The 20612-nt window shown below is 30.1% G+C and carries 19 protein-coding genes; 7 read left to right on the forward strand and 12 right to left on the reverse strand.

What is annotated here, in order from left to right:
* Positions 1 to 30: 30 nt before the first annotated feature.
* The 4 genes from Q4Q47_RS20330 to Q4Q47_RS20345 form a co-directional block, all read right to left on the reverse strand.
* Positions 31 to 852, reverse strand: coding sequence for a nuclear transport factor 2 family protein (locus Q4Q47_RS20330; RefSeq protein WP_303308567.1), 822 nt, complete (start codon positions 850 to 852; stop codon positions 31 to 33).
* A 31-nt stretch (positions 853 to 883) separates the two neighbouring features.
* Entirely contained in the window at positions 884 to 1630 is a 747-nt protein-coding gene (locus Q4Q47_RS20335; RefSeq protein WP_303308568.1) for a type 1 glutamine amidotransferase domain-containing protein, read from the reverse strand.
* Positions 1631 to 1719: 89 nt separating this feature from the next.
* Positions 1720 to 2769, reverse strand: coding sequence for a helix-turn-helix domain-containing protein (locus tag Q4Q47_RS20340; protein ID WP_303308569.1), 1050 nt, complete (start codon positions 2767 to 2769; stop codon positions 1720 to 1722).
* A gap of 165 nt (positions 2770 to 2934) precedes the next feature.
* Positions 2935 to 4107: a metallophosphoesterase gene (locus Q4Q47_RS20345; RefSeq protein ID WP_303308570.1), complete on the reverse strand. Its 1173-nt coding sequence runs from the start codon at positions 4105 to 4107 to the stop codon at positions 2935 to 2937.
* 210 nt (positions 4108 to 4317) lie between these two features.
* Here Q4Q47_RS20345 and Q4Q47_RS20350 point away from each other — a divergent pair, with 210 nt between their 5' ends.
* Both Q4Q47_RS20350 and Q4Q47_RS20355 read left to right on the forward strand, forming a co-directional pair.
* Positions 4318 to 5133, forward strand: coding sequence for a sensor histidine kinase (locus Q4Q47_RS20350; RefSeq protein ID WP_303308571.1), 816 nt, complete (start codon positions 4318 to 4320; stop codon positions 5131 to 5133).
* Positions 5130 to 5828, forward strand: a complete 699-nt coding sequence (locus Q4Q47_RS20355; RefSeq protein ID WP_303308572.1) for a LytR/AlgR family response regulator transcription factor — start codon at positions 5130 to 5132, stop codon at positions 5826 to 5828. The genes Q4Q47_RS20350 and Q4Q47_RS20355 overlap by 4 nt, the downstream gene beginning before the upstream one ends.
* A gap of 161 nt (positions 5829 to 5989) precedes the next feature.
* On the opposite strand, the gene Q4Q47_RS20360 is transcribed toward Q4Q47_RS20355, so the two are convergent.
* The 5 genes from Q4Q47_RS20360 to Q4Q47_RS20380 form a co-directional block, all read right to left on the reverse strand.
* Entirely contained in the window at positions 5990 to 7594 is a 1605-nt protein-coding gene (locus Q4Q47_RS20360) for a protein kinase domain-containing protein (RefSeq protein ID WP_303308573.1), read from the reverse strand.
* Between the two features lie 169 nt (positions 7595 to 7763).
* Positions 7764 to 8789, reverse strand: a complete 1026-nt coding sequence (locus tag Q4Q47_RS20365; protein WP_303308574.1) for an ATP-binding protein — start codon at positions 8787 to 8789, stop codon at positions 7764 to 7766.
* A 223-nt stretch (positions 8790 to 9012) separates the two neighbouring features.
* Complete coding sequence (locus Q4Q47_RS20370; protein ID WP_303308575.1) at positions 9013 to 9348, reverse strand: hypothetical protein; 336 nt, start codon at positions 9346 to 9348, stop codon at positions 9013 to 9015.
* 9 nt (positions 9349 to 9357) lie between these two features.
* Positions 9358 to 9666, reverse strand: a complete 309-nt coding sequence (locus Q4Q47_RS20375; protein WP_303308576.1) for a hypothetical protein — start codon at positions 9664 to 9666, stop codon at positions 9358 to 9360.
* The gene (locus Q4Q47_RS20380) at positions 9663 to 9953 is read right to left on the reverse strand and encodes a hypothetical protein (RefSeq protein WP_303308577.1); all 291 of its coding nucleotides are present in this window, start codon (positions 9951 to 9953) and stop codon (positions 9663 to 9665) included. Before Q4Q47_RS20380 ends, Q4Q47_RS20375 begins: the two co-directional genes overlap by 4 nt.
* An 865-nt stretch (positions 9954 to 10818) precedes the next feature.
* Here Q4Q47_RS20380 and Q4Q47_RS20385 point away from each other — a divergent pair.
* Positions 10819 to 13350, forward strand: coding sequence for a T9SS type A sorting domain-containing protein (locus tag Q4Q47_RS20385; protein ID WP_303308578.1), 2532 nt, complete (start codon positions 10819 to 10821; stop codon positions 13348 to 13350).
* Between the two features lie 234 nt (positions 13351 to 13584).
* Here Q4Q47_RS20385 and Q4Q47_RS20390 read toward each other — a convergent pair whose 3' ends face one another.
* Entirely contained in the window at positions 13585 to 14850 is a 1266-nt protein-coding gene (locus Q4Q47_RS20390) for a carboxypeptidase-like regulatory domain-containing protein (RefSeq protein WP_303308579.1), read from the reverse strand.
* A gap of 226 nt (positions 14851 to 15076) precedes the next feature.
* Positions 15077 to 15727, reverse strand: a complete 651-nt coding sequence (locus tag Q4Q47_RS20395; RefSeq protein WP_303308580.1) for a hypothetical protein — start codon at positions 15725 to 15727, stop codon at positions 15077 to 15079.
* Between the two features lie 247 nt (positions 15728 to 15974).
* On the opposite strand from Q4Q47_RS20395, the gene Q4Q47_RS20400 reads away from it, so the two are divergent.
* The gene (locus tag Q4Q47_RS20400) at positions 15975 to 17741 is read left to right on the forward strand and encodes an ABC transporter ATP-binding protein (protein WP_303308581.1); all 1767 of its coding nucleotides are present in this window, start codon (positions 15975 to 15977) and stop codon (positions 17739 to 17741) included.
* A gap of 11 nt (positions 17742 to 17752) precedes the next feature.
* Entirely contained in the window at positions 17753 to 18271 is a 519-nt protein-coding gene (locus tag Q4Q47_RS20405; RefSeq protein WP_303308582.1) for a DinB family protein, read from the forward strand.
* A gap of 4 nt (positions 18272 to 18275) precedes the next feature.
* Here the strand turns inward: Q4Q47_RS20405 and Q4Q47_RS20410 are convergent, their stop codons facing one another.
* Complete coding sequence (locus Q4Q47_RS20410) at positions 18276 to 19484, reverse strand: multidrug effflux MFS transporter (protein WP_303308583.1); 1209 nt, start codon at positions 19482 to 19484, stop codon at positions 18276 to 18278.
* A gap of 127 nt (positions 19485 to 19611) precedes the next feature.
* Between Q4Q47_RS20410 and Q4Q47_RS20415 the strand changes: the two genes are divergently transcribed.
* Positions 19612 to 20061: an FKBP-type peptidyl-prolyl cis-trans isomerase gene (locus tag Q4Q47_RS20415; protein WP_303308584.1), complete on the forward strand. Its 450-nt coding sequence runs from the start codon at positions 19612 to 19614 to the stop codon at positions 20059 to 20061.
* Positions 20062 to 20165: 104 nt separating this feature from the next.
* A complete protein-coding gene (locus Q4Q47_RS20420; protein WP_303308585.1) occupies positions 20166 to 20612 on the forward strand; it encodes a DinB family protein in 447 nt (148 codons plus the stop codon).

Genomic DNA, 20612 nt, shown 5'->3' on the forward strand with positions numbered 1-20612 from the left:
ATTGTTTTATATTCTTATTTTTTGAATTCATTAATTGATGTTATTCCAAATATCAAGATACATTTTCCAATTCTCCCCTTCTTTTTTCCAAACAATAACGTACTTACCGCTCCAATTACTTTGCTCTCCATTCTCTTTTACGGTAGTTCCTTGATATAGACCATAATCATACGCTGTATTTTCAACAATTCTAATTTTATGTTGTGTTATTTTATGGTTTATCGTTTTTATACCTTTTGGAAGTGTCCAATATTTTAATATTGCTTCTTTCCCTTCTAATATTTCACCTCTTTGAGGGAATATTTTTGCATCATCTGTATAAGACTCTCCAATCATTTTATAATTGGACGTATTTACGTATTCAGAAAAGTTTTTGGTGTTTTCTATAATCTGCTTAATATGTTTTTCTTTTTCAATGTCAGTTTGACTATTTGATGTTTTTGGTTTTTTATAATATATTTTACTGACTATTTTCCATTCTCCATCTATTTTTAATAGATTCATATAATCAATAAACGTAAATGTGGGGTATTCTATTTCTAGTTTTGCATTAGCTGTATTTCCAGAAACATTAATGTAAGAAATTTGTGTTTTTCTATTTTGTTTAGGACCAGGCTTTATAACTCTTTTAAAAAAAGCCAACGCATTTACTTCTTTATATACTCCTTTTGAAATAAATTTCATTGTAGCATCTTTATGGAATGCTTTTTTTAAAGTTTCAAAATCGTTATTTGTACCACCATCTAAATAATAGGAAACAGTTTTTTCTACGAGGTTATAATCAGTTTCTTGAGCAAAAGCATTTATTGAAACACTGATGCAAAGTAATAATGTTATGATTGTTGTTTTCATATTTTAAATATTTTAGTTTATTTATATTAATTTATTTTTCCAGTAATTCTAACACTTTTTGTGCTACAGATGTTGAGGCTGAAGGATCTTGACCAGTGACCAACCTTCCATCAACAACATAGTGATTGTCCCACCCTTCTTTAGAATAAATAAATTTTCCGCCATTATTTTTTATTACTTCTTCTATAGAAAAAGGAAACGTTTTATAGTAAGAAGCTGTTTTATTTTCGAAGACATCAGGAAAACCGTTTACTTGTTTTCCTTCATATAAAAACTTTCCGTTTGATAATTTCAAATTTACTATTCCTGCTGTACCATGGCAAATTGCTGATACAACTCCTTTGTTTTCATAAATAGTTTTTGAAATATGTTGAATTTCTTTATTTTCAGGAACGCCAAACATTGCGGCACCACCACCACTATAATAAACGACTTTATAATCTACGGGATTAATAACTTTAGGATGAAGTGTGTTTTTAAGTAAATTCATAAAATCAGTATCGTATAGATACTTTTTCTGAATGCTGTCGGATGTTTTTAGATAACCAATAGGAATAGCACCTCCTTTAGGGCTTACAAAATCTATTTTGTAACCTCTTTTTTTAAATACATCATAAGCCAAAACAATTTCGGAAAAATGATTAGCTGTATTTAAATTTGTACTTCCGTAAGTATGTTGATTAGATACTATGAAAAGTATTTTATCGTGCTTTTTCGGGGAGGTTTTACATCCTATTAAGATAGAAATGATTAATAAAAAAAATATTATTCTTCGCATACGGTTTTAATTTACCACAATATGCAATCATTCTTGTTAGCAAAGGTTTTATATTATAAATCCGAACTACTAATTGTAAATAAATACTTTTAATTGTCTCCTTTTTGGCTCTTTTCTTTTTTGTATTTAGCTGGTGTAGTTTCTGTTATCTTTTTGAAAGTTGTAAAAAAAGTAGATTTAGAGTTAAAACCACAATCATAGCCAATAGTTTCAATGGTGTATACATCACTTGAAATTAGCAACTGTTTTGCTTCTTCAATTCGAAGTTCGTTTATAAATAACGAAAATGATTTCCCTAAATTATCATTCAGAAGTTGCGATAATTGATGAGGTGGAATATTTAGTTGTTTAGCAACATCTGACAATTTTAAATTGGGATTTTTGAAGAGCTTTTTATCCTTGATGATAGTTAATTTTTCTATAATTGATTTTACTTCTTCTCTATCAATTTTTTTATTCCCGTATTTTACTTTTTCATCAAAAAATAAGGTATTTTTATTCCTTTTAAACAACCATAATAAAACTAAAAGATAAAAAACAAATGAAAATGATAATGCTCCAACAATATAAGATGTATAAGAACCAATATTATAAGAAAACCAAATAATTGATACTCCTGTAAAAATACTCAACAACCAAACCTCAATTTCATTGAGCTTTTTAGTTTTCGAGAATACTTTTTTTAGAATGTGTTTTAGTTGAAAACCAGTTATAATAATATAGATTAACCATTGTAAATAGATCCCTTTTATAATGAATCTTGACCATAGTTCTTTATATGACCAATATGGATAAATTATTCCTAATATAATTAATAAGAATACTAATGGAACAATATGAATCAGCCATCTTTTAGGTGTTGTTTCTTTTAATGTAGATACAATGTACAGGTACAATGCTGGACCTATTAAAACACAAGCAGAAAGGCCAATTTGAATAAAAGTTACTGATAGTTTTTGATTAAAGTAAAAAAAAACAGATTTGATAATTCTTATACTTAAAACAAATAACAGTAATGATAAAAAATAGTTTGTAAATTTCTTATACTTTGTTGAGTAAGCAAAATATATGCTTAATAAAAGGCCATTAAATGCTCCTAATGCACTTAAAAAGAAGATAATTTGATTTTCAAAATTCATTTAATGACATTCAGTTGTTCAAAATTACTTACAACGAGTTCGTGTATGGTTAGTTGCGTTGGCTAGAACTAAGTTAGCAAAAATGGAACGAACCAGAGGAAATTCCGAAGGAATTTCCAAGTCGGCAAGCACTAGCAATTGATTAGGACACGTTGTTAGCAACTGTTACATTTCGTCTTTCTTTCCATCAGCAATCACACGATAGTATTTATCGTTTTCAATTAGCAAGCCTTCAGATTTTCCACTTGGCCAGTTTTTGTGATAGTCTTTTGGGTGATGAACGTCAATTGCTATAACTTTTCCATTGTATTGTCTGTTCACTTTTGATTGAAGTGTATGACCAACAACAATAGATTTAGCCTTGAATTTATTCAACCCTTTTTCTACCTCTTCTTGAGATAAGTCCTCTTTAAAATATCCTCTATACCAACAAATTCCAGTTTTGGTTGATGTCAATAAACTTTCAGTTGTCTTTTCTGTTTTTGGATAATAAGGCGTGTAGTAATTATTTCGTATTAGTTGATTAATTTCATTCAAACTTAATTTTGTAGCTGCAATTTCAGGATGTAATCCTCCGTGAGCAAAAAGGTTTCCATTAATTTTTTCTATTGAATTTTTACTCGACAACCATTTTCCTAAAAATGAATTTGAATTATACAATTCGCTTTGCAATTTTCCTAAAATGTTGCTTACACCAAGATACTTTTCTGCTGATGCTCTATAATTTCCTTGCATGTTTTTCAGTTCGTGATTTCCAATAATAAAATGAACAAAACCACCATGTTTTTCTGCTTCTTGTTCCAGTTTGTATATAAACCACAGTACTTGTGTAACAGACCAACCGCGATCTACAAAATCGCCAACCAATACTAAATGTCCTTTCCCAAATGTCCAATTTAAATCAGCATCAATTACGTTGGTATTGATTAGAAAATCTCTAAATGCTTTATAACCACCTTCAATATCAGAAATTGCAACAATAGGATTCCCGTCATTATAAGTCGTTTTTGGAATCTTAAAATCTGATTTGATTTTAAAATTAAAACTTGTGGAATCAATTTGAAAATAACTAGATATTGAAACTTCTGAATTAATAGCGTATTCCTTTTTATCCACATAAAATCCATCAGCTTTATTCCCTTTTACATAATTTATATTTAAAATGCTGTCATTTTTATAGAAAACATAAGGACCTTCATTATCTATGTTATACATTAAAGGATGATCTGCATAATGTAAAGAAGCACCATGATAAAGACCAAATGCAATTGCTAAACATCCTAATACTAGGATGGTTGATAAAATATGTTTTAAGTATCTTAATATTCGTTTTTTCATTTCTGTTATTTTTTGAATTATTTTTAAGCAAAACTAATTTCTAACTTTAGGTAATTAAAATAACTGGGATAAACTGATTCTTACGAGTGACACAAAAATTGTTTCTGTGTTTAAAGTGATTTTGTAACACTTTTAACTAATTTGAACACGCTTAAAAGGTTGTTTGTCAACCTTTTTTGATAGTATGTTTTATCAACTTACTTTTACCAAATGATATTCAATATAAATAGAAAAAAATGGATTATAATTGTTGTAATTGCGAGTATAACTGCACTTATTCCAATACTAATAACTGCTTTTGAATTAATTACTACAGAAAAAGAATCGGTTATTTTTTTAGAAGGTTATCCAACCTCAATTAGTACACTTTTTCTTTTGTACTACTTATTTATAATTATTCTTGGCGTTTCTTGGTTTATAAAACAAATCATTTCATTAATCAAATTAAAAAATGAAAAAGCAAAAACAGAATTACTGCATTTAAAAAGCCAAGTGAATCCACATTTCTTTTTTAATACATTGAACAACTTATATGGATTGGTTGGAACTGATGTAAAAAAAGCACAAAAATTGATATTAAAACTATCAGAAACGATGCGATATAGCATTTACGAAGGCGAACGAGATTTCGTTACTTTGAAAGAAGAAGTTGATTATTTAAACAATTATATTGAGCTTCATAAAATGCGCTATCACAAAGAAATTGATATACAGTTTGAAGTTCAAATTGAAGACGAATACAATGTAATGCCATTACTTTATATTATTCTATTAGAAAATGCCTTTAAACACGGTTTAGAGAATTTACATGAAGATGCTTATATTCATCTTAAAATGAAGACAAAGAAAAATGAGGTGTTTTTTGAAATAGAGAATAATTTCGATATTTCACAACCAAAAGAAAACAACGGAATTGGATTGAAAAATTTAAAAAGAAGATTAGAATTGGTGTATCCCCAAAAACATACCTTAACCTTTTCTACAATAGAAAATGTATATAAAGCACAATTAACATTGCAGTTATGATTAAATATTTAATTATTGATGACGAGTATATAGCTCATGATATAGTAAAAGGCTACTGTGATTTATTGCCAAATATGCAGTTAATGAAGAATTGCTATAATGCTTTAGAAGCTATTGAATATTTGAATGAAAATGCAGTTGATTTAATTTTTTTAGATTTAAATATGCCAAAACTAAAAGGTTTTGAATTTTTAAAAACATTGTCTTTACCTCCAAAAGTAATAGTAACAACTGCATATAAAGAATTTGCGATTGAAGGTTATGAGCTTAATATTTCAGATTATTTATTAAAACCATTTTCTTTTGAACGTTTTTTAAAAGCGATTAATAAAACCGTAAGTTCAACAAGCAAAACAACACATTCCATTTTAGAAAAAAAAGTGTCAGTTTCTGATAGTATTTTTCTTAGAAGTAGTAAGAAGTATATTCAAGTAACAATTGATACTATTCAATATGTTGAAGCTGCAGGAAATTACACAAAAGTGATTACAACTGATGAAATAATTACAGTTAGAGAAAAATTTTCAGACGCTTTAGAATTATTTAGCGATTTAGATTTTATACAAGTCCACAAATCGTTTGCAGTATCAAAAAAGCACATAAAGAGTATTGAAGGTAATCGAATTTTTATTTCTGAATATATTATTCCTATTGGGAAAACTTATAAATCAAATATTATTCAATTATTGAAGTAGTTTGTTTGACTCTAATAGTTGCTAACGTTGTTGTGTATGGTTAGCTGCGTGGTTAAGCAACTAATTTAGCAAAAATGGAACGAACCAGAGGAAATTCCGAAGGAATTTCCACGTAGGCTATTACCAAGCAATTAATTATACACAGTGTTACCTGTTGGCTTTCATAAACTATCTATTACTATATTATTTCCACCTGATGTTGATACGTTGAAATTAACTGACCTTTTGGATTCTACCATTCTTTTTTGTTCTTCGATTTTATTTTCAACTTTTTTCTCAACAGCTTTTAAAGATTTCATAATTAGTTTCACTATCTGAATTTTCAATTGATTTTTGAGAGAAGAATCTATTTCAGCAATACCTTTGAAAATATTGATAGTTTTAAAATTATAATTAATCGCAGGTGGACCAACCCTATTAATCATATTTTTTAATTGTCTTGAAGTCTTATCTAATTCTCTGAATAAGCTTTCGGGATTATTAACATTTGCTTTCGCAAAAACAGAAGGGAAAGTAGAAAAAGTCTCAATTTCTGTATAATAATCCTCGGTGTTTATGATTCTAAAGAACAAGTATAAATTAGAAGGAAATCCCATTTTTAAATCTCCGTGAAATTCATAAAGATAGTTTTGAATTTGTTTTTCACCATTTCTATCATTGGAAAAACGAAAATGTTTAGATTTTTTGAAATCAGTAAAAACTCCTTTTTCTTTTATTTCTAAAACACATTCATCTAATGTCTGGAATAATTTTATGGCAAAATCCTTTCGTTTTTTTAATAATTCAGATTTCGTTCTTTGTAATTTCTCTATTTCATCAAAATTGGCTTGGTGACCAATTCTCATTTTTAAAATTTCTTCTATGCTTTCTTCAAAAGCATCTTCTTTTGATAATTTTGAATTAATAACAAGATTGATTCTTTGAGTGGATGAAAGGTTTAACCTCTTTTTCCAATCTTTAGTCATCATATCTCTAGTTAACTGAAGTAATTCAAATGAAAATGTAGTATTTGAGATTTGAGGGACATCTTCTTTTATGGCTATAACAAGATTTGAATATGGTGTTTTATCATAGAACAACTCTTTTTTCATAATTATGTCATGAAGTGTTGCTCCAATTTGATAAAGATTAATAGCTCTCCATCCTTCTTCTGAATCTGTTTCTGTTCGAAGCAAAAATTCAGGTGGTGCATATCTTAAAGTTCCAACAAAAGACTTTTCTTCTTCATCACTGAACGATTTAGCACCAACTAATTTTAATACACCCAAGTCCATTAGAATAATTTTATTCTCCTCACTTACCATTATGTTTTCAGGTTTTATGTCTCTGTGAGCAATTCCCTTTTGAGACAACAACTGTTCAGTTGTTTCAGTAAGTTTTTCTAAAACTTTAATTGCGAAATTTTGCCCATATTCGTTACTTACAATATAATCTTTAAGATTAGAACCGCTTATCAGTTCCATTACAAGAAAGTAATATTTTTGACCATTTAAATCAGTATTGCCTCCTTCGAAAATCCTAACTAGATTAGGAATAGAATGATTTTTTAAGGCTATTTCTTGTTCAATTCTTTTGGTTTGAATTTCGTGTCCAAATCTCTCAACTAAATCATTATCAAAAATCTTTAGAGCATAAAAAATATCATTTTTTTCAGCTTTAAATACTGCTGCGGATTTACCATTGTTGATTAACTTTAAAACTTTGAATCCACCTATGGATTGACCTTTAATCTGTTTTTCTAATTCTAATGATTTTAGTTTATCCATTCATCTAATTTGAGTTCTGCTTTTCAGCTTGCAGGTAACGGTCTTGTATATGAAAAGTAGCGGGTTTTTAAGCACGAACTTTTCGGTTTAATACTGACCTTTATTATATTATATAACTTTTGTTAAAGCACCTAAACCGCTATTTTTTATATACGTTGTTGTGCTTTCGTTATTTATCTATTTGTTTTACAATATTCGCTACAAATTCAATTGCGTTTTGATTATAAATACTTGGACATCCAGGTTTGTTTCCAGTCTTTTTATAATCATCTTCTTTCTGTTTATTTCTGAAATTGTATGCAGAATAATCAAAATTATTTTTCAAATCATTTTCACTAATTACTTTCCAAACATCACTTTGACTTGAACTTGGAACTAATCGTTTAACTTCTTTTGCTAATTCAGTTGCTGAAAATGGAAACCTTTTTATTAAATCTTCTTTTACTTTTTTAACTACTTCAATATGGTCAATAGGTGTTACATCTCCAACTAATTTTAATGTTGTTGCTCCTTTTTTCTCTACAAACTCTCCTTCTTTTATGAATTTAAGTTTAGATGCTAACTTTTCATCAACTACTAAAATCTTTGAATTTTCCTTTTCTATTATTGATTTTTCTGTGTCGAGAATTGCAGCATTTTCAGGACCTGCTTTTCCAATTTTAGACATTAAATCGAGCCATTGAGAGTTATTTTGCTCAACTCTTTTATTAATAATTGCTTCTAATTCGGGAAATTGAATTTTTTGTGTTCTTCCACCATACCGAAAATAGATTTCTCCATTTTTTATAATCTGCTCTTTACCTTCGTCTTTTTTTGCAATTATGGGTTTTGTCTTTGCCGAATAAATTCTAAAAACTCCGAAATGTTTACCGTCAATCTCAAATTCTGCTTGTTCCCAATTAATATTTCCTGAAAATATATTTAGTAAATAACCTGTAATTTTTTCAGGGTCAATTTTTATAAATTGGTCTAATGCACTTGCTGATAATCCGTTCGGAATTCTTGGTGAATCTTGTACGCCAAAAACTAAATATCCACCTTTGTTATTTGAGAAAGCAGCAAAATCTCTAAAATAATCTGCAAGAGATGAAAAATTAAATTGTTCTTTAAATTCAAGTTCTTGTCCTTCTCTATGAAAAAGATAGCCTGAATCAGCAACTCTTAAAATTTCTTCAACTTGGGATTTTTCTATCATTTTCGAATTTTGGTTTTAATGAAGCACAACGTTCATAGCTATGGTTAGTGCGGGAGTTAAAAATAATGAATTTCCTACTAAGCACTTAGCCAAAACTTTATATTTTGATTTATCTTTTCAGTTCTAAAGCCAAATTAAAGATTTGGCGGACTTAGTAGAAATACTAGAACTTAGGAATAAGCACTAAAACCCGTATTAATTATAGGTAATGTTGTAGCTAGTTTTATTCATAAATATCAATAGGAGAAAGAATCCAAGAAATTCCATCTTCTATTTGTTTGACGTGCCAAATTGTTAATCCAATATTCGGTTCAATTTTGTCATTTTTTACAGCAAAAGGAGGAATCCACATTAATTCAATTTCTCCATCTCCATACCAACCAGCATCTAAAAACATTTTTTCAGCAATTTCAATGTAATCTTTATAATTCGAAAGACACTCAGATGGGGTAAGTGTGAAATTCAAATTGTCGATCCATTCATAACAGTCAACTTTAAATGTTTTCAAGTGTTCTGGTGTATATTTTATTATTTCTTGTTTTTTAATTGAGTATGCCATTCAGTAGTTTTATTCAGATTCCATTAAATACGTGTTTTCAATTCCCATTGAGTATTTTATTGCTTTACCTGTAATCACAAATTTGGTCTTATCTTCAGATGTTTTAACTAATGCCAAAGCACTTCCAGATTCGTATCCTTCTACACAGGTTAGTAACATAAAATCTCTTTCTCCAGGAATTTCAGCAAGCATATATTCATAGTAATCATCTTCTTTTTCGGAAACATTCAGTCCCATTTGATACTGACGAAATCTTGTTCCTTTCCAAAATTCTAATTTATCTTCAATTTCTTTTAAAGGTTTTATTTTGCTAGTCATTCCCATATTATTTTATCTGAAATGATTTTTGGACAAATAGCAATAACTGAGTTTTTACTTTTAAGATATTCTGGTTTCTTTTCTTTAATTATTTCTGTTGCTAAAATATCTAAGTCACCTTGATTTTTTGGGTGGTCAATTTCCATATAAAAATCATATTGTTCTCCAAGATTTAATTTCCCAACTTGCACTGTATTATTCTGGACAAGAATTATATCAGTACCAGAGGCTATTTCAGGAACAGTTTTTCCGTCACCATAAACTTGAATTAAATCTAGTTCTTTCATTTTTTGTCAATTAGCTACAACGGTACGTGTAAGGAAAGTACGGGTTTGTGAACGGCGATTTTCCGAAGGAAAATCGGAAGTTCGCAAACAAAGCACTGACCTTTGATTTGGTAATAAAAATAGTATTTTTTTTACACATTGTTACCTGCAGTACTTTTATTTTTTTTAAGGTCGGTTTGCGAATTGATTGGGTTGTGTTATAGTCCGAGTTATAGAGTTTGAGTGAGGTCAGTCGCACGTTTTGATTGCGTATTGCTTTGGTCAGTTTTTTGATTTAAGATTTGCCGTATTAAAGGTCAGTCGTACGCAACAGTTGCGCTTTGCTTTGGTCGAAAATTTTAGTTATTGATTTTTTTGCAGCAGAGTGGGGTATTGCAGGTAACGTTTGGTATATGGTTTGTTGCGTGTTTAAGTAACTAATTTAGCAAATAAAAACCGAATAGAAAATAGAGTGCAGGATTTTCGTAAGTGGGCTAGAACTAGCAATAAATTATATACTTTGTTGTAGCACGTATTTTATTTATTTAGTTTTTCTGCTTAAAAGGGGTCAAGTATTATATTGAGAATCAGAATAAAAAAAGCATATAATTTAGAGAACCTATAAAAGGAAAAATTCGAAAGAAGAAACTAAAATAGACAGTTAGTAAGGTTCGTAAATATACTTAATACTTCAAGAGAATATTAGTTTAGAGATGGAGAGTTCAAGTAGATAGCTAATCATATAAAAGTAGATAATCAATCTAGTTTCCTGTTAAATGATAAATATTTTGGTTGTAAGGTAATCACTTTAATAAATAGTAAAGAACCTTTTATTAACGATATTTTTTTCAGTTACTTTGTTTAAATAAGATAAATTATTTAAGCTATGAAAAAACTAATACTTTCTTTTTTTCTTTTATTTTTAAGTTTAATTACTAATGCACAAATTCAATTAGGTCAAGATATTTTCGGAGAAGCTTCAGGTGATAATTCTAGTAGAGCACTTGCCTTATCTGCCAACGGTAAAAGATTGGTGATAGGGTCTCATTTTAATAATGGTAAAGGAAATGGTGCTGGTCATGTAAGAGTTTTTGAATATGTTTCTGGAGTTTGGGTACAGGTGGGGTTGGACATAGATGGTAAAGTCCCATTAGATTATTTTGGAACTTCTGTGTCAATATCGGAAGATGGAAATATCATTGCTGTAAGTGCTGTAAAAAAAGATTTTTTAGATGCTGGTCGTGTGCGCATATTTAAGTATATTAATGATGAATGGGTTCAACAAGGGGGTGATATTATTGGAGAAGCCGAAGGAGATACTTCTGGTTGGTCAGTTTCTCTTTCTGCAACTGGCAACCGAGTGGCTATTGGGGCTCCTTATAATGATGGTAATGGAAATGGTGCTGGTCATGTTAGAGTTTTTGAATATATAGAGGAGGTATGGGTTAAATTAGGACAGGATATTGATAGTTTTAATGGTAATTATTGGATAGGAAAAGATATTTCATTGTCATCAGACGGCAATAGAATTGCAATTAATGGGTACAAAGGCAGTAGCGGTAGTGATGTCCAAGTATTAGAATATAATGGGAGTAATTGGGTTTTGGTTGGTGGATTCATCGATGGAGACAGGTCTTTTGGGGATTCAATTGAATTATCAGGTAATGGAAATCGTATAGTAATTGGTAATTATAGTACAGGGATCACAAATATTAATGTTCTTGAATTTAATGGAGTACAATGGAATTATATGGGAGAATCCATAAAGGCTGAATATTTTTGGAAAACTTCAGAAGCCCATGTTTCTATTTCATATGATGGATCAATTGTGGCTATCGGAGATCCTCCAAATGGAGATGCAGGGAATAGCGCTGGGAGTGTTCGAATTTTTAAATTTGTTGAAAGTGATGGTGAGAATGGCGCACATTGGACGCAATTAGGTGTAGATATTGATGGCTCAAGTGCTTCAGATTATTCAGGAGATGGAGTTTCGTTATCTGCCGATGGAAGTAGAGTGGCAATAGGGGCATGGAATGGTGGTGATTCTGGGCATGGGCAAACCAGAGTGTATGATTTAAATTTTAATTCTGTACAAGGGTCTACCTTATTTGATGTTGGTCAAAACGACTGTAATGATTTAGCTATAGCAGCTAAAAATTTTAAAGTAATTGCAGAGAATGAAGGTGAACGAACTATAACTTATTCAAAAAATAATGGTGATTTTAATCTTTCATTAAGAGAAGGTACTTATAATATATATACTGAAAATACACTTTTTGCAGGCAATCCAATCAACCAAGAAGTTGTTTTTGCAGGGCTTAATCAGGTTGAAGGAGTTGACTTTTGTGTCTCTGCAAATGAATTGGTGAATGATGTAACAATTATGTTGATTCCTACATGGCATGCTAGACCAGGGTTTGAGACTAGTTATCAATTAGTTTATGAAAATATTGGTAGTACAGTTTCTAACGGTAGTATTAATATGCAATTTGAAAATAGTTTGCAATCATATGTTAGTTCTTCTGAGAATTTAGAATCTCAGACAGCTAATACCTTAATTTTTAATTATATTGATTTGCAACCTTTTGAAAAAAGGAATATAGGGATAATCTTAAAGACTTTTGAACCACCTATTGTGAATGGTGGAGAGATTTTACCCTTAACTGCAATGATTACAAGTAATGATATAGATATAAATCTAGAGAACAACATTTCCGAAACAGAACAAACTGTCATAAATTCTTTTGACCCTAATGATAAAACCGTATTACAAGGAAATGAAATTACATTAGAAGAAGTTGACGAATATCTTCACTACTTAGTACGTTTTCAAAATACTGGTACAGCTAGTGCGATCAACGTTAGAGTCAGAGATGTGTTGGAAAATAAATTAGATTGGGATACTTTTTTGCCTGTAGCGTCAAGTCATCCCTATATTACTCAAATAACAGAAGAAAATTTAGTAGATTTTATATTTGATAACATTTTATTACCAGCAGAACAAGACGATGAGCCTAATAGTCATGGTTTTGTAGCTTTTAAAATTAAGCCGAAATCTGATGCGCAAATTGGTGATGTAGTTACAGGAAAGGCTAATATTTACTTTGATTTTAACTTGCCAATTATAACAAATATAGTTAGTACAGAAATTGTAAATAATTCACTTAGTGTAAGTGAAAGTAAACCACAACATTATTTTAATATTTATCCAAATCCAACAAATGATAAAATTTATATATCTTCAAAAAAAGGAGTTAATGTTGATGGAGTTTCTATTTATTCAATAACTGGAAAATTATTATTAAATGATAGAGTGTCTACTAAAGAGATAGATTTAAACCAGTTTCCAAAGGGAATGTATTTCTTAAATATTTTATCAGATAAAGGAAGTGTAACAAAAAAGGTTATAAAGAATTAGTTTATGCTTGAAGACATTTATATTTTCTAAGCAGAAATTTATAATTAAAACTAAAGATAGTATTTGAAACGGTTATCCATATGTGCTACAACGGTTGGTGTAAGGATAGTTGCGTGATTAAGCAACTAACTTAACAAAAATGGAACGAACCAAAGGAAAATCCGTAGGATTTTCCAAGTAGGTAAGAACCAAGCAATTATTTTTACACGTTGTTACCATTTCGTTTTTTAAATTTTAAAAGTTTTGTTTTAATTGTTTGATTTTTGACACAGCCAATTTGTTTGTTTCCTCATTTGGGAAGAACCATCGACCAGAGGAATTCTCAAAATGTTTTTCCAAAGATGATGGGTTTGACTCTAAGTCTGCTACAATTTTGTCATAATCCTTATCAATCTTAATTGTAGTTTTCCAATCTTTTGGGATGTATTCAATATATGGATTATGGTCGTAACCATTCATACTCCAATATTCTTCTTTACTTAAATCAAAATTGTTGAATTTTTGAACCAAAATTTCGAGATTATTTTGATATTCTAAGTTTTCATGTTGATAGTTCGCTGTGATTTTTGAAAGGAATGGCACTTTTTCAAAATAGTTGAACTGGATATTGATCTGTGCATCAATTCTTTTATGAAAAGCAGTACTCCAATATTTTGTTGTTGAACACTCAATTTTCAATATCTGTTTAGTGTCAGCATAAACATGAATCACTCCTTTTGCATTATTCCCATCGAAACGAATTCGATAAACTGAGTTATTTTGAATATAATAAGTAGAATCTTTTTTATAATTATACTTTTTATAATGCTTGTTAGAAAGTAAACCTCTTAACTCTAAATAACGGAACATATTCAAATTTGCTCCTCCTCCAGGAGAAACCTTTTGAACATTATAATAAGTTGCTCTTTTATATTTTGTCCATTTAGGGTTAACCACATGGCTTTTGGTATTTTCACAGAAAAAATTGTGGTTTGAAAGCAGTGCTGCATTTGCTGGTGTCTCTGCAAACACCGAATACCCAATACTTTCCATAAACATAATATATTGATTGTTCTCTTTTGCTTTTTCTCTATAGTGAGCAATTCCTATATGTGCCTTTTTTCTTTTATTTTTATTATAATCCGTAATTACTTCTTTAATGAACTTTTTTAGATTCAACTTCTTTGATGTAATTGTAACCTCAATTAATTCATTGATAAATGGATTTAATTCGTGTGTTTTTGTTTTCGTACATTTTGAGATAGTTGTTCTAATAGTTTCATAACCCATATATGAAATGAATATACTATCTGATTCATGAGCACCGCTTAAAGTGAGTGTAAAACGTCCATTTATATCAGAAGTTGTTCCGATTGATTTATTTTGATATATAATTGTAGCATTTTGCAAAGCCTCTTTTGTGTTTTTGTCAATTATATTTCCAGTAATAGTATTTTTATTTTGTGCTTTTACCTGAAGTGTTAATATTATTGAAAGGATTAGAAGAATTTTTATTTTCATAGGTTATTTGCTTTTTGGGTCAAAATGAATGGTAACGCCACAGCTATGGTTAGTGCGGGAGTTAAAAGTAATTAATTTCTGATTAAGCACTTAGCCAAAACTTTTTATTTTGTTTTATCTTTTTTGTTCTAAAGCCAAATCAAAAGATTTGGCGGTGTCGGCGGATAAGCGAACTCTATATCTTAAGCAACAAACCCGCATTAATTATAGGTAATGTTACCCATAGTTATTTTTCTAATTTCATTTTTGTTAAGTTCATTTTCTCTGTTTTCCTCGGATATTTTCCGTGTTCAAAAGTCAATTCAATATCATATTCATAGTCATCTTTTTCAATTCTTTGCAATGAAATTAAATCCACGTTATAGAAAAAACCTATTCGAAATAACTCATAATCTTCTCCAAGGTTTTCTGGTCCAACAACAATGTAAATTGAAACAGTACAATTACACATTTCAAGAGGTAATGATTTGCCATCACAAATACTGAATGTTGAATAATTTAATAAATCTAATCTTTCACGAATATTCCCAAAAGTTTCGGCAAATAATTTATTGTCAAGCTTAGTTAATTCAACATCTCTTTTGAAAATATACTCATTTCCGTATTTTGCCAAATCTAATGTGTCCTCTGAATATCTTTTATCGAGTATTTTTATAATTTTAGAGTCTAATAATTCAATTATTTGATTGTCTTTATTCTTTGTGCCTAATGTTTTAAGAACAGAAATTTGTTTAATCAATTCAGTATTCTTTTTCTTGATTTCCGTTAGTTGAGTTTTTAAAAAGTTGTTTTCCTCTTTTAATTCAACATTTTTTTTATTGTCAGAACAAGAAAAATTTAAAAATAGCAGTAGGATTATGAAAAGTAGTTTGTTCATTTTTTAATTATGGGTAACAATAGTATAAAGAACATATGTTCTTTATACGCCCAAATATAGAATATATATAACATATGTTGTATATATCTTTTATAAGCGTACTAATATAATAAACCTATTAGTTATATAAACGCTTTTAAGGATTAGATCTTATTAATATGAATCATGATAAAGATTAGTTAATTTAGCAATCTATCTTATACCATATTTTACACTCAAATAGGTATTATTGATTAAAATCATTTTGATGCAACACCTCAAGAACACTCCAAAAACAAAAGCCAAAAATAAAGTGACTATGGCGCAAGCCTTTAAAACCATTATATGGCCACGTCGTAATTTGGTATTTATAGGTTTAGTTTTAATAGTTATTAGAAGTTTAGCAGGTTTAGTCCTGCCATGGCAAAGTAAAGTATTGTTAGATGAGGTCGTACCAAGTAAAGATTTCAGTCTTTTATATAATTTAATAGTTATAGTTTTAGGTGCTATTTTGATACAATCACTTACGTCATTTTTACTCACACGTATATTGAGTGTGCAAGCACAATATTTAATTAGTGAATTACGCGCGCAAGTACAGAAAAAAGTGCTTTCATTGCCTATTAGTTTTTTCGATAATACCAAATCGGGAGCTTTAGTATCACGTATTATGAGTGATGTTGAAGGGGTTCGAAATCTTATTGGCACAGGTTTGGTGCAGTTAGTAGGTGGCACCTTTACAGCCATTGTGTCTTTGATCATTTTAATAAAACTGAATCCATGGATGACACTTTTTGTGTTTGTACCACTTTCTATATTCGGATATATCGCGCTTAGAGCTTTTAAATATATTCGTCCCATTTTTAGAAAACGAGGTGTCATAAATGCAGAAGTTAAAGGGAGATTAACCGAAACTTTGGCTGGTGTTCGGGTGATTAAAGCCTTTAATGCAGAAGGACAAGAAAACAAGGTTTTTGAAAAAGGGGTTGATAAATTATTTCAGAATGTAAAAAAGAGTTTAACGGCTACTGCTTTAATGACTAGTTCTTCAACCTTTTTGATAGGTGTTGCTACCACAGGGATTATGGCAATAGGAGGTTATTATATGATACAAAGTGACATGACAACCGGGGAATTTTTATTCTTTACGCTCATTTTAGGATTTATGATTGCGCCTATAGTACAAATGAGTAACATTGGAAGTCAGCTAACTGAAGCTTTAGCAGGTTTAGATAGAACAGAGGAGCTTATGAATATGACTGCCGAAGAAGATAATAAGGAGAGGACCATTCAACTGGAAGCTATAAAGGGAGAGATTATTTTTGATGATGTATCATTTTCTTATGAGGAAGGTAAAGAAGTATTACATCATATTAATTTTAAAGCTCCTGCAGGTTCAACAACGGCTTTAGTTGGTAGTTCTGGGTCGGGTAAATCAACCATAGCAGGTTTGTCTGCTACGTTTTTAAATCCGAAATCTGGTAAAGTAACTATAGATAATCAAGATTTATCTAAGGTAAGGTTGAATACCTACCGTCAGTATTTAGGTGTGGTTTTACAAGATGAGTTTTTATTTGAAGGCACTATTAAAGAGAATATCATGTTTCCAAGACCTGATGCCACAGAGTCTGAATTACAAGGTGCAGTAAAAGCAGCATATGTAAACGAATTTACGGATCGTTTCGATGATGGTTTAGAAACCTTAATTGGTGAAAGAGGCGTAAAGTTATCTGGAGGCCAGCGACAACGATTGGCCATTGCACGTGCTATTTTAGCTGATCCAAAAATTATTATTTTAGATGAAGCAACATCTAGTTTAGACACCGAGAGCGAAGCTTTGATACAAAAGAGTTTAGGGGAGTTAATTAAAAACAGAACGACTATTGTTATAGCACACCGATTAAGTACTATTAGAAAAGCAGATCAAATTCTAGTCATTGAAGCCGGGCGTATTGTGGAACGCGGTACTCATGATGAGTTGATTGTTTTAAACGGTCGATATTATGATTTATATACGTATCAAGCTAAGATTTAATAAAAAATAAAATGAATACATCAGATTTAAAAACGACCGAATACAACATCTATTATAACAGATATCTTAGTTTAGTTTCTAAAGAAACTACACTGATAGATGGTTTTAAAAAAGATTCAGATATGGTTTTACAATTCTTTGAATCTATTCCTTCGGATAAACTAAATTACAGGTATGCGGAAGGAAAATGGAATGTAAAAGAAGTTTTTCAGCATCTCATTGATACTGAGAGAATTTTTCAACACCGTTGTTTTCGTTTTTCCAGACATGATAAAACTGGTATTTCGGGGTTTGAACAAGATGATTACATTGAACCATCTCAGGCGAACAACAAAAGTTTAGAATCTCTTGTAGAAGAGTTTAAAGCAGTGCGCCAAAGTTTTATTGTATTGCTAAAAAGTTTAAATGACGATGATTTAAAATTCATAGGCAATGCAAATGGTTCAGATATGTCCGGAAGAGCAGCAGCATTTACCATTTTAGGACATTCTATTTGGCACATTAACGTTATAAAAGAACGTTACTTATAAAGGATTAAACAGTTGATAGTGTTTTTTTTCTTTTTAAAAGTAAAAAAGTTAAAAGAGACAATACGCCAAAAATTGAAAAACCAATAAATAGCGGTAATACAGAATCGTTAACAAAACTACCAATATAATTGGCTATAGGAACAGCCATGACTGTAGACACAAAACCATTAATAGCTGCGCCTATACCTGCTATATGACCCAGTGGTTGCATCGCTAAAGCCCTTATATTCCCAAAAATAAAGCCAACAGCAAAGAACTGTATAGCAAAAAAACTGATTAAAATACCAATACCCGGATTGTCGCCAGACCAGAATAAAACAACATACAAAACAGAAATAACAGCATATGCTATGGTCGCCAAATATGCAATACGCCACATACCATATTTTATAACAAAAACGCTGTTTAGATAGGTTGCCAGCCCAATAGATATAGCCAAACTTGCAAAAATATAAGGGAACATATCTGCTAAGTTATATTGCTCTTGAAAAATTTGTTGAGAGGTACTTAAGTAGACCATAAATGACCCTGTTATAAACCCAGAAATAAGCGTGAAAGCAACAGCATCTTTGTATTTGATAAACTCCTTAGCACCATCAATAAATTGATGTGATGTGAATTTTATACGTTTTTCTTTTTGTAAGGTTTCGGGTTGCCGTTTCCAAAACCAAAGCATGACTAAAAGACCATAAATTAAGTTTACATAAAAAATGGACTCCCAATTATAAAAATTGAGCAAAAACTGCCCTAATGTGGGAGCGATTACGGGAACTAAAATAAAAACCATCACAACAATAGATAAGATTTTAGCCATATAATCGCCACTATATGAATCTCTTACAATTGCGATGCTTAAAGTTCTTGGAGAAGATAATCCGATACCTTGAAGTATGCGACCAATAATCATCATTTCAAAACTTTTGGTAGTCACACAAATAATACTGGCAATTATAAATACTACAAAGCCTATATATACAATTGGTTTTCTGCCAAAGCTATCTGATAAAGGACCAAAAATAAGCTGACCAAATCCTAATCCTAAAAAAATCATAGTAATTAACAACTGGTTATCATTTACATTGGTAATGCCTAAAGAACTTCCAATTTCTGGAAGTGCAGGCAATAATGCATCTATCGATAAGGCAACAATAGACATAAGTGATGCCATTAATGCTACAAATTCTAATTGGAATTTATTATTTGGGTTTTGCATTTGGCAAAAGTAGTTTATATAAAGTTGTCAAGCTTAAATTCTAGTGTTACAATATTCACAATTTTTATGATTTTTTATGATTTGTAGAGTAAAGGTGTTTGCTATATTTACATCAAAAAAATGAATTATGAAATACATTATGTTTTCTTTGGTTTTATCTCTTTTTGTTTCTTGTAGCAGTGATGATGAAAAAGATTATGTTGCTTTAAATGATAAAGAAATTACCGATTATATTGCTAAAAACAATTTGGCCGCAGAAAAAAGTGCAACGGGACTTTATTATGTGATTGATGATGAAGGTACGGGGGAGCAGCCTAACTCAACATCTAATGTTACAGTAGCCTATAAAGGGTACTTTACCAACGGAACTGTTTTTGATCAAAGTGATGGAGAAGGTATCTCATTTGGTTTACAACAAGTTATAGCAGGTTGGACAGAAGGGATTACATATTTTAAAGAAGGAGGAAGCGGTAAACTTTTAATACCATCTCATTTAGCTTATGGTAATTCTGGAAGAGGAAGTATTCCTGGAGGGGCTGTTCTTATTTTTGATATTAATCTTATTTCTGTAAATTAGAGAGAACATATTAGATGAGTTCGATAAGGTTAACTGTGTTTTTTGAATACAAAAACAATTGAATTACCCATCACTTATTTATTAGGCTAAAACATCAATAAAATATGCTTACTAAAACTTTAATTAAAATTTTTACTAGAGATCTTAATAAACTTAAAATTGAAATAGATGCTTACAAGAGCGAAGAAAATTTATGGCTTCTTGATAAAGAAATCACGAATTCAGCAGGCAATTTATGTTTGCATATTGTTGGTAATCTCAATCATTTTATAGGGACCATACTTGGCGGATCAGGATACATAAGACAAAGAGATCTTGAGTTTTCGCTTAAAAATGTATTAAAAACAGAATTGTTACAGCAAATAGATGATACCATTCAATTAGTTGAAAGTGTCTTGGTAAAATTATCAGCTGAAGATTTAGAAAAACAATATCCAATGGTCGTTTTTAAGGAACCTATGAGTACTGAATATTTTTTGGTTCATTTAACGACTCATTTATCTTATCATTTAGGACAAATAAATTACCATAAGCGTTTAATAGACTCGTAA

Origin of the sequence: Flavivirga spongiicola, from assembly GCF_030540825.1 — a bacterium.
GTDB lineage: Bacteria > Bacteroidota > Bacteroidia > Flavobacteriales > Flavobacteriaceae > Flavivirga > Flavivirga spongiicola.

Excerpts from the sequence above, each read along its gene's own strand:
- Q4Q47_RS20355 (WP_303308572.1), top strand. The coding sequence starts at position 5,130 with ATGATTAAATATTTAATTATTGATGACGAGTATATAGCTCATGATATA.
- Q4Q47_RS20375 (WP_303308576.1), bottom strand. The coding sequence starts at position 9,666 with ATGACTAGCAAAATAAAACCTTTAAAAGAAATTGAAGATAAATTAGAA.
- Q4Q47_RS20335 (WP_303308568.1), bottom strand. The coding sequence starts at position 1,630 with ATGCGAAGAATAATATTTTTTTTATTAATCATTTCTATCTTAATAGGA.
- Q4Q47_RS20350 (WP_303308571.1), top strand. The coding sequence starts at position 4,318 with ATGATATTCAATATAAATAGAAAAAAATGGATTATAATTGTTGTAATT.
- Q4Q47_RS20410 (WP_303308583.1), bottom strand. The coding sequence starts at position 19,484 with ATGCAAAACCCAAATAATAAATTCCAATTAGAATTTGTAGCATTAATG.
- Q4Q47_RS20365 (WP_303308574.1), bottom strand. The coding sequence starts at position 8,789 with ATGATAGAAAAATCCCAAGTTGAAGAAATTTTAAGAGTTGCTGATTCA.
- Q4Q47_RS20400 (WP_303308581.1), top strand. The coding sequence starts at position 15,975 with ATGCAACACCTCAAGAACACTCCAAAAACAAAAGCCAAAAATAAAGTG.
- Q4Q47_RS20420 (WP_303308585.1), top strand. The coding sequence starts at position 20,166 with ATGCTTACTAAAACTTTAATTAAAATTTTTACTAGAGATCTTAATAAA.
- Q4Q47_RS20370 (WP_303308575.1), bottom strand. The coding sequence starts at position 9,348 with ATGGCATACTCAATTAAAAAACAAGAAATAATAAAATATACACCAGAA.
- Q4Q47_RS20380 (WP_303308577.1), bottom strand. The coding sequence starts at position 9,953 with ATGAAAGAACTAGATTTAATTCAAGTTTATGGTGACGGAAAAACTGTT.
- Q4Q47_RS20330 (WP_303308567.1), bottom strand. The coding sequence starts at position 852 with ATGAAAACAACAATCATAACATTATTACTTTGCATCAGTGTTTCAATA.
- Q4Q47_RS20340 (WP_303308569.1), bottom strand. The coding sequence starts at position 2,769 with ATGAATTTTGAAAATCAAATTATCTTCTTTTTAAGTGCATTAGGAGCA.
- Q4Q47_RS20385 (WP_303308578.1), top strand. The coding sequence starts at position 10,819 with ATGAAAAAACTAATACTTTCTTTTTTTCTTTTATTTTTAAGTTTAATT.
- Q4Q47_RS20390 (WP_303308579.1), bottom strand. The coding sequence starts at position 14,850 with ATGAAAATAAAAATTCTTCTAATCCTTTCAATAATATTAACACTTCAG.
- Q4Q47_RS20360 (WP_303308573.1), bottom strand. The coding sequence starts at position 7,594 with ATGGATAAACTAAAATCATTAGAATTAGAAAAACAGATTAAAGGTCAA.
- Q4Q47_RS20395 (WP_303308580.1), bottom strand. The coding sequence starts at position 15,727 with ATGAACAAACTACTTTTCATAATCCTACTGCTATTTTTAAATTTTTCT.
- Q4Q47_RS20405 (WP_303308582.1), top strand. The coding sequence starts at position 17,753 with ATGAATACATCAGATTTAAAAACGACCGAATACAACATCTATTATAAC.
- Q4Q47_RS20345 (WP_303308570.1), bottom strand. The coding sequence starts at position 4,107 with ATGAAAAAACGAATATTAAGATACTTAAAACATATTTTATCAACCATC.
- Q4Q47_RS20415 (WP_303308584.1), top strand. The coding sequence starts at position 19,612 with ATGAAATACATTATGTTTTCTTTGGTTTTATCTCTTTTTGTTTCTTGT.